Source organism: Enterobacter sp. BNK-8 (genome assembly GCF_048685095.1).
Lineage (GTDB): Bacteria > Pseudomonadota > Gammaproteobacteria > Enterobacterales > Enterobacteriaceae > Enterobacter > Enterobacter quasiroggenkampii.
In genome coordinates, this window is sequence record NZ_JBLQTN010000001.1 from 3,113,189 (window position 1) to 3,126,386 (window position 13,198).

Below are 13,198 nucleotides of genomic sequence, written 5' to 3' on the forward strand. Positions count from 1 at the left end.
CCACGTTTGACCTGGGCCTTACCGCTAAAGTTATGCGGGCAATAAACAATAATGACGTGCAGCAAAACGAGGTCACACTTTCATGGCGAATTTTTTCATCGATCGCCCCATTTTTGCCTGGGTGCTTGCCATCCTGTTGTGTCTGACAGGCGTCCTGGCGATTACTTCACTTCCCGTTGAGCAATACCCCGACCTGGCACCGCCGAACGTGCGCGTCACCGCAAACTACCCCGGCGCGTCGGCACAAACGCTGGAAAATACCGTGACGCAGGTTATCGAGCAGAACATGACGGGTCTGGATAACCTGATGTACATGTCCTCGCAAAGCAGCGCCACGGGACAGGCGACGGTTACCCTGAGCTTTAAGGCGGGCACCGACCCGGACGAAGCGGTGCAGCAGGTCCAAAACCAGCTGCAGTCGGCCATGCGCAAGCTGCCCCAGGCGGTGCAGAACCAGGGCGTGACCGTGCGTAAAACCGGCGATACCAACATATTGACCATCGCGTTTGTCTCGACAGATGGCTCGATGGATAAACAGGACATCGCGGACTACGTCGCCAGTAATATTCAGGATCCCATCAGCCGTATCAACGGCGTCGGGGATATCGACGCCTACGGCTCACAATACTCCATGCGTATCTGGCTCGATCCCAACAAGCTGAACAGCTACCAGATGACGGCAACCGACGTGACGGATGCCATTAAAGCCCAGAACGCCCAGATTGCCGTGGGGCAACTGGGGGGAACGCCTTCCGTTGATAAGCAAGCCCTGAACGCCACCATTAATTCGCAATCCCTGCTGCAGACGCCGGACCAGTTCCGCAATATCACCCTGCGCGTGAATCAGGACGGCTCAGAAGTGCGTCTCGGCGATGTCGCCACGGTGGAAATGGGGGCGGAGAAATACGACTACCTGAGCCGCTTTAACGGCAATCAGGCCTCCGGTCTGGGAATTAAACTGGCCTCCGGCGCGAACGAAATGGCGACGGCAAAACTGGTGTTAGACCGTCTGGACGAGCTGTCGCAGTATTTCCCGCACGGGCTGGAGTACAAAGTCGCCTATGAAACCACCTCCTTCGTAAAAGCCTCCATTGAGGACGTGGTGAAGACTCTGCTGGAAGCCATCGCGCTGGTGTTCCTGGTCATGTACCTGTTCCTGCAAAACTTCCGCGCGACGCTGATCCCCACCATTGCCGTCCCCGTGGTGCTGCTGGGGACCTTTGCGGTGCTCTACGCATTCGGGTACAGCATTAATACCCTGACGATGTTTGCGATGGTGCTGGCAATCGGCCTTCTGGTGGATGATGCCATCGTGGTGGTTGAAAACGTCGAGCGCATCATGAGCGAAGAAGGGCTCTCTCCGCGCCAGGCGACGCGCAAGTCCATGGGGCAAATTCAGGGGGCGCTGGTCGGGATTGCGATGGTGCTGTCGGCCGTCTTTATCCCGATGGCCTTCTTTGGCGGCACCACCGGGGCGATTTACCGCCAGTTCTCGATCACCATCGTCTCGGCGATGGTGCTCTCGGTGCTGGTCGCGCTGATCCTCACCCCCGCGCTGTGCGCCACCATTCTGAAACCGCTGCACAAAGGAGAGCATCACGGGCAGAAAGGGTTCTTCGGCTGGTTTAACCGCATGTTCAACCGCAACGCCGCGCGGTATGAATCTGCCGTCGGTCGCGTACTGCACCGCAGCCTGCGCTGGATGATGATTTACGTTGTGCTGCTGGGCGGCATGGTCTGGCTGTTCCTGCACCTGCCCACCTCGTTCCTGCCGATGGAAGACCGGGGGATGTTCACCACCTCGGTGCAGCTTCCGAGCGGCGCAACGCAGCAGCAGACGCTGAAAGTGGTGCAGAAAGTGGAACAGTACTTCTTCACCAAAGAGAAAGATAACGTTGTGTCAGTCTTCTCCACCGTCGGCTCCGGCCCGGGCGGAAACGGGCAGAACGTCGCCCGCATGTTTGTCCGCCTGAAGGACTGGGACGAGCGCGATACCCGGACGGGCACCTCGTTTGCCATCATCGAACGTGCGACAAAAGCCTTTGCGCACATCAAAGAGGCGCGCGTCTTTGCCAGCAGTCCGCCAGCCATAAGCGGGCTGGGCAGTTCCGCCGGTTTCGATATGGAGCTGCAGGATCACGCCGGTGCGGGCCACACGGCGCTGATGGCGGCACGCGATAAGCTGTTAGCGCTGGCAGGCAACGATCCCGGCCTGACCCGCGTTCGCCATAACGGCCTCGACGACAGCCCGCAGCTTCAGGTGGATATCGATCAGCGTAAGGCGCAGGCGCTGGGCGTCTCGATCAACGATATCAACGACACCCTGCAAACGGCGTGGGGGTCGAGCTATGTGAATGACTTTATGGATCGCGGCCGCGTGAAAAAAGTGTATGTCCAGTCCGCCGCGCCGTTCCGCATGCTGCCGGATGATATTAACCGCTGGTTTGTCAGAAATAATGCTGGCGGCATGGTGCCGTTCTCCGCCTTTGCCAGTTCGCACTGGGAGAGCGGATCGCCACGCCTGGAACGCTATAACGGCTATTCTGCGGTTGAAATCGTCGGGGAAGCCGCGCCGGGCGTCAGCACCGGTACCGCCATGGACACCATGGAAAAACTGGTGCAACAGCTGCCCGCCGGTTTTGGTCTCGAGTGGACGGCCATGTCTTACCAGGAGCGTCTCTCAGGGGCGCAGGCCCCCGCCCTTTACGCGCTCTCGCTGCTGGTGGTCTTCCTCTGCCTTGCCGCACTGTATGAGAGCTGGTCGGTCCCGTTCTCGGTCATGCTGGTCGTGCCCCTTGGGGTTATCGGTGCGCTACTCGCGACCTGGATGCGCGGCCTGGAGAACGATGTTTACTTCCAGGTGGGCCTGCTCACCGTCATTGGGCTATCGGCGAAAAACGCCATTCTGATCGTTGAGTTTGCCAACGAGATGAATGCCAAAGGCCACGAACTGATGGCCGCCACGCTGCACGCCTGCCGTCAGCGCCTGCGTCCGATCCTGATGACGTCGCTGGCGTTTATTTTTGGTGTGCTGCCGATGGCGACCAGCACCGGTGCAGGTTCCAGCAGCCAGCATGCCGTCGGCACGGGGGTGATGGGCGGCATGATTTCGGCCACCATCCTGGCCATTTACTTCGTTCCGCTGTTCTTTGTGCTGGTGCGTCGCCGCTTCCCGCTAAAGGAACGTCCTGAGTAAGTGGTTGAAATAAAAAAAGGCGGCTTTATCGGCCGCCTTTTTACTGTGTGATTAATTCACACTATGGTTATTTTACTTATTTTAGTGCTCTTGCAATTCTTACTGAATGTCATTTACGAAGCATGCCTTCGATAAAATCTTTCCAGTTCCCCAGTTCACGTTCAATCATAACAACCTCTCTTATTATTATGCGTATTCTACAAAAACGTACCATCATTGTGAAGACTATTTAACCAATTGCTGTGATTGTACCCCACGTCCTGCGGGGATTTATGATAAATATGAACGGAGAGCCCTCAATTTTTTGTGACGGCCAGCAATATTTTGAAATAACCCTACGAACGGGTGAGTTTTATTTTATTGGCTGAGTTTATTGGGTTTTTAAAGTTTATGGACATCTATGCTTAAATGATGAAAGAATATTCAGCGTACAGTTGTGAGTCGAATTAAGCAGGCGCATTAATCCAGACAATTCCTGAATGTGTTATATTCCACTTAAGGATATATCTTCGAATTTACTGAACATTTAATTATCAGAACATCAAAAGGATTCACCATGGTTGTGATGTACGGCATTAAAAATTGCGACACCATCAAAAAAGCCCGCCGCTGGCTGGACGCTAACAGCGTGGAGTACCGCTTCCACGATTACCGTGCCGATGGGCTTGATGCAGAATTTCTGCATAGCGCTATTCGCGAACTGGGCTGGGAAGCCCTGCTGAACACCCGCGGTACCACCTGGCGTAAACTGGACGACTCTCTGCGCGCCAGCATCAAAGATGCCGACAGCGCGGCAAAACTGATGCTCGAGATGCCGGCAATTATCAAACGCCCATTGCTCTGCGCGCCAGGGCAGCCTATGCTGCTGGGTTTCAGTGAAACCCTTTATTCCGACTTTTTTCGTTGAGGTGTAGTTTATGTCATGCCCGGTCATTGAGCTGACTCAGCAGCTTATTCGCCGTCCTTCCCTTAGCCCGGACGACGCAGGTTGTCAGGCTCTTATGATTGAACGCCTGCGCGCCATCGGTTTTACCGTTGAACGCATGGATTTTGGCGATACCCAGAACTTCTGGGCGTGGCGCGGACAGGGCGAAACGCTGGCCTTCGCCGGGCATACTGACGTCGTTCCCGCCGGTGACGCGGATCGCTGGATTAACCCGCCGTTTGAGCCGACCATTCGGGATGGCATGCTGTTTGGTCGCGGCGCGGCAGACATGAAAGGCTCTCTGGCGGCGATGGTCGTGGCGGCAGAGCGCTTTGTGGCGCAGCATCCGAACCACAAAAACCGTCTCGCGTTTTTGATCACCTCCGACGAAGAAGCCAGCGCGCACAACGGTACCGTGAAGGTCGTTGAAGCGCTGATGGCACGCAACGAGCGTCTCGACTACTGCCTGGTCGGTGAGCCGTCCAGCACCGAAGTGGTGGGTGACGTCGTCAAAAACGGACGCCGTGGCTCGCTGACCTGTAACCTGACCATTCACGGCGTTCAGGGCCACGTTGCGTATCCGCATCTCGCCGATAACCCGGTCCACCGCGCCGCGCCAATGCTGAGCGAGCTGGTGGCGATTGAGTGGGATAAGGGTAACGAGTTCTTCCCGCCGACCAGCATGCAGATAGCAAACGTCAAGGCCGGGACCGGCAGCAATAACGTGATCCCGGGGATTACTTCGTCCAGTTCAACTTCCGCTTCAGCACGGAACTGACCGATGAGATGATCAAGGCGCGCGTTATCGCCCTGCTGGAAAAATATCAACTGCGCTACACCGTGGAGTGGTGGCTTTCCGGCCAGCCGTTCCTGACGCAGCGTGGCAAACTGGTGGATGCGGTGGTGAACGCCATCGAGCACTATAATGAAATTAAGCCACAGCTGCTGACAACGGGTGGCACCTCAGACGGACGCTTTATCGCCCGTATGGGTGCTCAGGTTGTCGAACTGGGGCCAGTGAACGCAACCATTCATAAAATAAATGAGTGTGTCAATGCGGCAGATTTACAACTGCTGGCCCGTATGTATCAACGTATTATGGAGCAAATCGTCGCCTGACGAACGCTCTGAGAGGAATAGCGAATGGATTGGCTTTCAAAGTACTGGTGGGTTCTGGTGTTGGTTTTTCTGGTCGGCGTACTGCTTAACGTGATTAAAGACCTTAAGCGCGTGGACCATAAAAAATTTCTCGCCAACAAACCGGATCTTCCCCCGCACCGTGATTTCAACGACAAGTGGGACGATGACGACGACTGGCCGAAGAAAGACCAGAAGAAGTAACCGGTCTGTATCCCCTCTCCTGTGGAGAGGGGATAACCTCACATAAACTCAACAATATCATCATTATCCGGCTTACCGCCGCTGAGCGCTTCATCAAAGTAGTGCTTCGGTACGGTATAGCGTAAACGATCGAGCGCAAACTGCATGCTGCGGTCGTCAATGGCGTGGCCCAGATCATCAACGATATCCAGCGTCACATCCCCACCTTCCCGAATCAGCGCTTCCTGGGCAGCAACCGCATGCGAGAGTTCAATCACCCGGTCTTCACCGCCGTGGATTAAGTGGATCGTGGTCTGCGTGGTTGCGCTTGTCGGTAACGTCGCAAAACGGCCGTTAAACGCGATCACCCGTGACACCAGACCTGGCTGCGCCTTTACGCTTTCCAGCGACATGATTGACCCCTGCGAGAAGCCAATCAGCGCGGTGGCATCGGCTCCTACGCCGCTCTGCTGCTGCCAGTAGCGGACGACCTCGATAAAGGTCGGCATGATGGCATCAATGCGCGCCTGGCGGTTCTCTTCCGTCACGCCTTGAACCGAGAACCACTGGCGCCCGTTCGGGCCGCATGGCTCTACGCCACCAATGCTAACAATCAATGCCTCCGGAAAAACGGGCGCAAACCAGCTGCCAATCTGACCCATATTGACGGCATTATCGCCAACCCCATGAAACAGAAGCAGTAACTGTTTAGCCGGTTTGTCAGGGCTTTGAACAACAAAATGGTCATGTTTCATGGTGGTCTCCTTAATAGATGACCTGGATTCTACGCCTCCCGGCGGGAATGACCATGCCACTTTACTGAAGAAGTCATTGAAAAAATTGCCATTGCAAAATGGCTTCCTTCAACTGCTGGCAGCGGGGATAATCAAGGCTTTCAAGCGCTTGCGCGGTTTCACTGCGCAGCTTGGCCAGCAACGCTTTTCGCCCGGCCTCATCCGTTTTCCCTGCCATTTTCCCCCGCAGGGCCGGAAGCGGCATATCAACGGTGAGCAACAACCGCGTCAGCGCAGCAACCGAGGTTGAAAACGCGCGATGGGCAAAAGCAAACCCCGCCAGCTCCCGCCAGTCATCACTATTAAGGGTAGCTTCCCAGCCGTCGTCCACCGGGATCTTTTCACCGTTCCAGGCCGACAGGACGCGCATATCCCGGCACAAACGCTGATGTTCCTGCGCGCACAGCCGATGCCCTGCCTCGCTCAGCGGCAGCAGCGCCATCGCCGTGTAGCAGCCGCTGCTGGCTTCCCGATGGCTCCCCATCCGCACCAGCACAAACCCGCACCGCTGCCAGAAATGCCACAGTTCGTCGGTGTAGCCAAAACTCACCGACAGATAATCTTCCCCGCTGGCGCTACGGATAAGCCGTTGCCCGATGCCTTCCCGCTGGCGCAGGGGGTGAACCGCAATGCGGCTAACCCGTCGCCCTTTCAGCGTCGCCGCGAGCGGAGAGCCGCCGTGCGCCGCCAGCGACTGCGCCACGAGATTCCCGCGCGGACGCCGGTATCCCGCCCACACGGCGCGGCTAAGCTCAGGGGACAACCCGCCCTCTTCCACTAGCCAGAGCGCGCCTGCAATCTCTGCCTCCGTCCCGGCAACAGCAAAGTGCTGGCCGGGCGCGTCCATCATCCGGCGTAAATCGAGCGGTGACGTGCGGTAGTGTGCCGCACACAGCAGTTCATACACGCTTGCCACGCGTGCCGGGTCGCTCTCCCACATCAGCGGCGCCAGCGGCGTTATACGCACGTCGCCTTCCGGTTTGCGGTCGATAAGCGCATCATCAAATAACAGAGCATTCGCCACGAATCGCTCAAGCGGACATCCGGCGGCCCAGCGAATGGGGGTCGATAAGGCATAATGCCGCAATCCGCTAAAACGGGCGCAAAACTTCAGCAGGAAACCCCTGCCCGTCCCTTCATAGCCCTGCACCGTGGTGGTTAACACTACGCGCGGAAAGCGCGTGACCAGCTTTTCCAGCAGCGGGCCCGGGATGGCAGCAGCTTCATCGACAATCAGCCAGTCGGCCTGCAACGTGGAGGCCAGCAGCGCATCCGGGGCCATAAAGTGAAAATGCTCGCCTGCAAAGCGCGCAATGACATCCGTTGCCCCTTTAGCCGGTGCCGTGACCACCGCACGCCCCTGAATGCTACTGAGCAGCATCCCCGCCAGCGCTGACTTTCCGCGCCCGCGCGGTGCCGTTACGGCTGCAATGCCCGCAGGCATGGTCAGAAGCGCGTCGAGGATCTCCGCCTGCTCACGCTGCGGTGCGCCGCTGGCAGGCTGCCAGGCGGGTAAATCCGGCGCAACGGGAACGGACAAGGGGCGATGCTGCTGCCAGACAATCGCATCCGGATCGGCGGCAAGCGTCCGGCAGAAGTGGTGCACAAAGTGTGGAGTGGCGATCGGCTCCGCGCTGTCGCTCCAGCGCAAAGAATCGCTGTCTGGCCTGTCGGCCCAGTCAGCAAGCGGAGGGACCAGCAGTACCAGGAGGCTTCCGGCGCGCAGCGTCCCGCTGAGCGCGGCGAAGGCTGAGACGTCAAAACCGGCGCGCGCGTCAAAGACAGCATGCCGATATTCGCGTCCCAGCAGTCCGCTGAGGGCTTTAGAGGGATTATCATCCAGCCACAGCCAGTCTCCCGGCAGGGTATTACGCAGGTCAGTCGCCTGACTCAACGTCCACTGCGCCTCGCCGCTGAGCACCACCAGCCGACGATGGCCGGTGCGCTCAAGCTCGCGTATCAGCTGATCAAACGCCAGCATTACATCGCTTTGCCGAAGGTATTACACTGCGCCGGGTCGCCGCTGTCGAAACCGCGTTTAAACCAGCTGTAGCGCTGCTGTGAGGTACCGTGGGTGAAGCTGTCCGGCACGACGCGCCCCTGGCTCTGCTGCTGAAGACGGTCGTCACCGATCGCCTGAGCGGCATTCAGCGCCTCCTCAAGATCGCCGGATTCCAGCACGCCCTGCTGCTGCATGCTGTGGCCCCAGACGCCCGCGAAGCAGTCCGCCTGCAGCTCCATTTTGACGGACAGGCGGTTCACTTCCGCCTGAGACGCATTTTGCTGCAGCTGGCGCACTTTTGGCTCAATCCCCAGCAGCTTTTGCACGTGGTGGCCGACTTCATGCGCGATCACGTAGCCCTGGGCAAAATCGCCGTCAGCGCCAAGCTTGCGTTTCATGTCATCGTAAAAGGAGAGATCGATATAGACGGTGCCGTCCGCCGGGCAGTAGAACGGCCCCATCACGGACTGTCCGGTACCGCATCCGGTGCGGGTTGCGCCCCGGTACATCACCAGCTTTGGCTGCTGGTAGGTACGCCCCATCTTCTCAAACAGCTGACCCCAGGTGTCTTCCGTTGTGGCGAGGATCACGGAGGTAAATTTGGCCGCTTCATCTTCATTCGGGCTGATGGAACGCTGAGAATGCTGCTGCTGTTGCAACGGCTGACCGGTCATTAACCCGGTGAGATCGACGCCGTAATACCCCGCGACCAGCACCACTATCAGCAGAATGATACCGCCCTTGCCGCTGGGTAAGCGGAAGCCGGGTCCCCCCATGGAAGGACCTCCGCCGCCATCACTGCGTCTGTCTTCTACATTGTCACTTTCACGACGCCCTTGCCAGCGCATAACCACCTCGAACTATTCCATTTATAATAGCTATGATCGTAGGCGGTTAACGGCAAGATTACCATAGGAAACAAAGGTAAGACGCCAAAGGATGCGAACATCCTTTGGCAAGTGAGGGAGTTAGTCGAGCTTAACGCCTAAACGGTGAGCAACCGCTTCGTAGGCTTCAATCAGGCCACCCAGGCTCTGACGGAAACGGTCTTTGTCCATTTTATCCAGGGTTTCTTTGTCCCACAGGCGGCTGCCGTCCGGTGAGAACTCATCGCCCAGCACCACTTCGCCTTTGAACAGACCAAACTCCAGCTTGAAGTCAACGAGGATCAGGCCCGCGTCATCAAACAATTTTTTCAGCACGTCGTTGGCTTTGTAGGTCAGCTCTTTCATGCGCGCCAGGTTCTCTTTGTTCACCCAGCCGAAGGTTTCGCAGTAGGAATCATTGACCATCGGGTCGTGCATGGCGTCGTTTTTCAGGAACAGATCGAACAGCGGTGGATTCAGTTCGATACCTTCTTCAATGCCCAGACGCTTCACCAGGGAGCCCGCCGCACGGTTACGAATAACGCACTCAACCGGAACCATATCCAGTTTTTTCACCAGACATTCCGTATCGGACAGCAACGCTTCCATCTGAGTCGGGATACCCGCTTCGGCCAGTTTGGTCATAATGAAGTGGTTGAACTTGTTGTTCACCATGCCTTTACGATCGAACTGCTCAATGCGTGCGCCATCCCCTGCTGACGTATCATTGCGGAACTCGAGCACCAACAGATCCGGGTTTTCCGTGCTGTATACGGTCTTCGCTTTGCCACGATACAACTCAGCTTGCTTCTGCATCTTCATTACTCCTGGTGTGATGATTTGTGTTCAAAACTGGGGATATTATGCCACGCACACGTTTGCGTAGCACGAAAATAAAAAGGGCTGGATTCACCAGCCCTCGTATTTATTTGCTGAATGCTGCCTGGAAGACAGCGACCAGCGCATCGTTCTGCGACTGGGTCAGCGTGTGACCTTTTGGATCGATAAACTGCAGGCTACTGCGGTTATCAAGGTCACCGACCTGAATTTTGTAGTCACCGGAGGCAAGCTGAGGATCTTTTGCACCCAGTTCCTGCCATGCGCTGTCGGAGAGCGGCTTATAGGTTGCCGTTATGCTGCCGGTTGAGCGGGTGCTGTCAGTGACTTTCATGCCCACTTTTTCCAGCGTCGCAGGCAGACGCTGCCAGGTCTGGTTAAACGGTGCGCGCACCACCAGCATTGGCAGGCCGGTATCATCCGCGCCGCTCTGGACATCGAAGGTTACACCGTTGCGGCTCTGCGCGGCGTTGGCGGCATCGGTCGCGGTTTTATCCAGACCTGCGGCAATCACGTTCAGCATTTCGGTACTGTAACGCTGCAGGGACGAGGCATCCGCAACCGGTTTACCCGCCTGCTCCAGGTTCAACAGCTTAACGTTGACCGCCTGCTGGTAACCCTGTGGTTTTACGGAGACTTGATAGCGACCGCGGTACTGCTGATCTTCATCCAGACGGTTCCATTCGATCCAGTCGGTGGTTAACGTCTGGCTGGCGTCATCGCGTTTATCGATGGTGTAGTTCTTCGACTGAATGACGCTGACAACCTGTGGCCACAGCGTGCTACCGCGCGCGCTCTCAACCATCAGAGACGCGGTATCACCGGTGAACTGGGTACGCGCCCCGTTAACCAGCGCCAGAGGCTGTGCTGGTGGACGAATATCAAGCGCTTTACCGACCAGGCCGCTGCCGTTGGTCACGGGAATATTATAATCGCCGTTCTGAATCGGCAGGATCATACCAGCCGGTGCGTGAAGTTCAGCAAGCGGGGTCGCATCCAGATAGGATTCATCACCGCTCACCTGGCGCTTGTAGCGCGAGTCTGAACTACAGGCAGCGAGCAGCATAACAAGCGAAACACTCGCAACCTTCGCCAGGCGCGACTTCTGTACTGAATAAGCCATCAAATCTCCCTAAACTCTACAGCAAACCGGCATGCTTCAGCGCTGCCCTGACGATATCACGACCGTGGTCGGTAATCGGTGTCATTGGCAGACGCAGCGTGTCGGTTGCTACAAGCCCCAACTCCTTACATGCCCATTTCACTGGGATCGGATTGGGTTCGACAAATAATTTATTGTGCAGCGGCATCAGACGCTGATTGATGACACGCGCTTCATCAAAGTGACCGGCCGCGGCCAGTTTGCACATTTCAGCCATGTCGCGCGCCGCAACGTTTGCCGTTACGGAGATCACGCCATGACCACCGAGCTGCATAAAGTCCAGCGCGGTCGCATCATCACCGCTCAACAGGATAAAGTCGTCTGAAACCAGCTCTTTGAGCTGATGAACGCGGCTTAAGTTCCCTGTCGCCTCTTTAATACCGATAATATTTTTTACTTCCGAGAGACGGCCAACGGTTTCCGGCAGCATATCGCAACCGGTACGGGACGGCACATTATACAGAATTTGTGGCAAGTCAGTATGTTCAGCGATGGCTTTGAAGTGCTGGAACAAACCTTCCTGAGTGGGACGGTTGTAGTAAGGGGTTACCGTCAGACAGCCGACAATGCCGCTGTCGTTAAAACGTTTAGTCAGGCTGATCGCTTCTGCGGTGGCATTCGCGCCTGTGCCCGCGATGACCGGAATACGTCCGTCAGCCAGTTCCAGGGTCAGCATAACCACATCGCCGTGCTCATCGTGGCTCAGCGTTGCAGATTCACCGGTAGTCCCTACCGAAACGATCGCCGAGGTTCCATTGGCGACATGGTAATCAATCAGCTTCTTCATGCTAGACCGGCAGACGTTACCTTTTTCATCCATCGGTGTTACAAGCGCGACAATACTTCCCGTGAACATGAGCCATCCTCTGTGCGAACAAGAGTCTCAATGGTACGTTTGGAACTGTAATAAAAGCAAGCGACCTGAGGCCCTCAGGCGGTTGTATGCATGTTTTTTTTATGCTTTCCTTAGGAAGACTTAACCATGCAAAGGAAGAACAGGTTTGACAACCTCATCACAACATTACCTGGTTATCACTGCGCTGGGTGCCGACAGGCCGGGTATCGTGAACACCATCACCCGCCACGTAAGCAGCTGCGGCTGTAATATCGAAGACAGCCGTCTGGCCATGCTCGGCGAAGAGTTCACATTCATTATGTTGCTTTCCGGGACATGGAACGCCATCACGTTGATTGAATCGACCCTGCCGCTGAAAGGCGCCGAGCTGGACTTGCTGATCGTCATGAAGCGCACCACCGCGCGACCGCGTCCGGCTATGCCTTCTACCGTCTGGGTGCAGGTTGAAGTGCCTGATTCTCCGCATCTGATTGAGCGCTTCACCGCGCTGTTTGACAGCCATCAGATGAACATCGCCGAGCTCGTTTCCCGCACACAGCCGGGGGACGCAAGCACGGTTCCCACGCTCTTTATTCAAATTACCGCGCACAGTCCTGCATCACAGGATGCGTCAAATATCGAGCAAGCGTTCAAAGCCCTCTGTACAGAATTAAACGCGCAGGGCAGTATAAGCGTCGTCAATTATTCGCAGCACGAACAGGATGGAGTTGAGTAATGAATCCACTGAAAGCCGGTGACATCGCACCGAAATTTAGCTTACCGGATCAAGACGGCGAGCAAGTAAATTTGACCGACTTCCAGGGACAGCGTGTTCTGGTCTATTTCTACCCGAAAGCCATGACCCCCGGCTGCACCGTACAGGCCTGCGGCTTACGCGACAACATGGATGAGTTGAAGAAAGTCGGCGTGGAAGTGCTGGGTATCAGCACCGATAAACCAGAAAAGCTGTCACGATTTGCTGAAAAAGAGCTGCTGAACTTCACGCTGCTTTCTGATGAAGATCATCAGGTTTGCGAGCAGTTTGGCGTCTGGGGCGAGAAGACGTTTATGGGTAAAACCTACGACGGCATTCACCGCATCAGCTTCCTGATTGACGCTGACGGTAAAGTTGAACACGTGTTTGACGACTTCAAAACCAGCAACCACCACGACGTGGTGTTGAACTGGCTGAAAGAAAGTGCCTGAAAGTGAGTGTCGGGTGGCGGCTTCGCCTTACCCGACCTACAAGGATAAGTCGGCC

12 protein-coding genes and 1 pseudogene are annotated in these 13,198 nt (G+C 56.4%); 6 read left to right on the plus strand and 7 right to left on the minus strand.

Features of this window, described 5'->3' with window-relative positions:
• Positions 1–82 precede the first annotated feature (82 nt).
• Positions 83–3,196, plus strand: coding sequence for a multidrug efflux RND transporter permease AcrD (gene acrD, locus ACMGGU_RS15025; RefSeq protein WP_008501624.1), 3,114 nt, complete (start codon positions 83–85; stop codon positions 3,194–3,196).
• Positions 3,197–3,305: 109 nt separating this feature from the next.
• On the opposite strand, the gene ypfM is transcribed toward acrD, so the two are convergent.
• Positions 3,306–3,365, minus strand: a complete 60-nt coding sequence (gene ypfM, locus ACMGGU_RS15030) for a protein YpfM (RefSeq protein ID WP_015572204.1) — start codon at positions 3,363–3,365, stop codon at positions 3,306–3,308.
• A gap of 387 nt (positions 3,366–3,752) precedes the next feature.
• On the opposite strand from ypfM, the gene ACMGGU_RS15035 reads away from it, so the two are divergent.
• The 3 genes and pseudogenes from ACMGGU_RS15035 to ACMGGU_RS15045 all read left to right on the plus strand — a co-directional run bounded on the left by ACMGGU_RS15035 (position 3,753) and on the right by ACMGGU_RS15045 (position 5,462).
• Positions 3,753–4,103: an ArsC family reductase gene (locus ACMGGU_RS15035; RefSeq protein WP_023294259.1), complete on the plus strand. Its 351-nt coding sequence runs from the start codon at positions 3,753–3,755 to the stop codon at positions 4,101–4,103.
• 10 nt (positions 4,104–4,113) lie between these two features.
• Positions 4,114–5,240 (plus strand): annotated as a pseudogene (dapE, locus tag ACMGGU_RS15040) (succinyl-diaminopimelate desuccinylase).
• Between the two features lie 24 nt (positions 5,241–5,264).
• On the plus strand, positions 5,265–5,462 hold the full coding sequence (locus tag ACMGGU_RS15045; RefSeq protein ID WP_008501627.1) for a YpfN family protein: 198 nt from the start codon (positions 5,265–5,267) through the stop codon (positions 5,460–5,462).
• Positions 5,463–5,500: 38 nt separating this feature from the next.
• Here the strand turns inward: ACMGGU_RS15045 and ypfH are convergent, their stop codons facing one another.
• From ypfH to dapA, 6 genes are all read right to left on the minus strand, one after another.
• Positions 5,501–6,196 carry an esterase gene (gene ypfH / locus ACMGGU_RS15050; RefSeq protein WP_048029615.1) on the minus strand — a complete coding sequence of 232 codons (696 nt, stop codon included), beginning with the start codon at positions 6,194–6,196 and terminating at the stop codon, positions 5,501–5,503.
• A gap of 73 nt (positions 6,197–6,269) precedes the next feature.
• Positions 6,270–8,216, minus strand: coding sequence for a tRNA(Met) cytidine acetyltransferase TmcA (locus ACMGGU_RS15055; RefSeq protein ID WP_420300695.1), 1,947 nt, complete (start codon positions 8,214–8,216; stop codon positions 6,270–6,272).
• Positions 8,216–9,085 carry a neutral zinc metallopeptidase gene (locus ACMGGU_RS15060; protein WP_028016137.1) on the minus strand — a complete coding sequence of 290 codons (870 nt, stop codon included), beginning with the start codon at positions 9,083–9,085 and terminating at the stop codon, positions 8,216–8,218. The genes ACMGGU_RS15055 and ACMGGU_RS15060 overlap by 1 nt, the downstream gene beginning before the upstream one ends.
• A gap of 120 nt (positions 9,086–9,205) precedes the next feature.
• Positions 9,206–9,919: a phosphoribosylaminoimidazolesuccinocarboxamide synthase gene (purC, locus tag ACMGGU_RS15065; RefSeq protein WP_008501631.1), complete on the minus strand. Its 714-nt coding sequence runs from the start codon at positions 9,917–9,919 to the stop codon at positions 9,206–9,208.
• A gap of 109 nt (positions 9,920–10,028) precedes the next feature.
• Positions 10,029–11,063 carry an outer membrane protein assembly factor BamC gene (bamC, locus tag ACMGGU_RS15070; RefSeq protein ID WP_028016136.1) on the minus strand — a complete coding sequence of 345 codons (1,035 nt, stop codon included), beginning with the start codon at positions 11,061–11,063 and terminating at the stop codon, positions 10,029–10,031.
• 16 nt (positions 11,064–11,079) lie between these two features.
• Positions 11,080–11,958 (minus strand): 4-hydroxy-tetrahydrodipicolinate synthase, encoded by an 879-nt coding sequence (gene dapA / locus ACMGGU_RS15075; protein ID WP_058653485.1) that lies wholly within the window; start codon positions 11,956–11,958, stop codon positions 11,080–11,082.
• A gap of 145 nt (positions 11,959–12,103) precedes the next feature.
• On the opposite strand from dapA, the gene ACMGGU_RS15080 reads away from it, so the two are divergent.
• Both ACMGGU_RS15080 and bcp read left to right on the plus strand, forming a co-directional pair.
• Entirely contained in the window at positions 12,104–12,673 is a 570-nt protein-coding gene (locus tag ACMGGU_RS15080; RefSeq protein ID WP_023325845.1) for a glycine cleavage system transcriptional repressor, read from the plus strand.
• Complete coding sequence (bcp, locus tag ACMGGU_RS15085) at positions 12,673–13,143, plus strand: thioredoxin-dependent thiol peroxidase (RefSeq protein ID WP_008501635.1); 471 nt, start codon at positions 12,673–12,675, stop codon at positions 13,141–13,143. Before ACMGGU_RS15080 ends, bcp begins: the two co-directional genes overlap by 1 nt.
• Positions 13,144–13,198 lie beyond the last annotated feature (55 nt).

Coding starts and splice junctions, on each gene's coding strand:
- bcp (WP_008501635.1), top strand. CDS start 12,673: ATGAATCCACTGAAAGCCGGTGACATCGCACCGAAATTTAGCTTACCG.
- bamC (WP_028016136.1), bottom strand. CDS start 11,063: ATGGCTTATTCAGTACAGAAGTCGCGCCTGGCGAAGGTTGCGAGTGTT.
- ACMGGU_RS15055 (WP_420300695.1), bottom strand. CDS start 8,216: ATGCTGGCGTTTGATCAGCTGATACGCGAGCTTGAGCGCACCGGCCAT.
- ACMGGU_RS15045 (WP_008501627.1), top strand. CDS start 5,265: ATGGATTGGCTTTCAAAGTACTGGTGGGTTCTGGTGTTGGTTTTTCTG.
- ACMGGU_RS15035 (WP_023294259.1), top strand. CDS start 3,753: ATGGTTGTGATGTACGGCATTAAAAATTGCGACACCATCAAAAAAGCC.
- acrD (WP_008501624.1), top strand. CDS start 83: ATGGCGAATTTTTTCATCGATCGCCCCATTTTTGCCTGGGTGCTTGCC.
- ACMGGU_RS15060 (WP_028016137.1), bottom strand. CDS start 9,085: ATGCGCTGGCAAGGGCGTCGTGAAAGTGACAATGTAGAAGACAGACGC.
- ypfH (WP_048029615.1), bottom strand. CDS start 6,196: ATGAAACATGACCATTTTGTTGTTCAAAGCCCTGACAAACCGGCTAAA.
- dapA (WP_058653485.1), bottom strand. CDS start 11,958: ATGTTCACGGGAAGTATTGTCGCGCTTGTAACACCGATGGATGAAAAA.
- purC (WP_008501631.1), bottom strand. CDS start 9,919: ATGCAGAAGCAAGCTGAGTTGTATCGTGGCAAAGCGAAGACCGTATAC.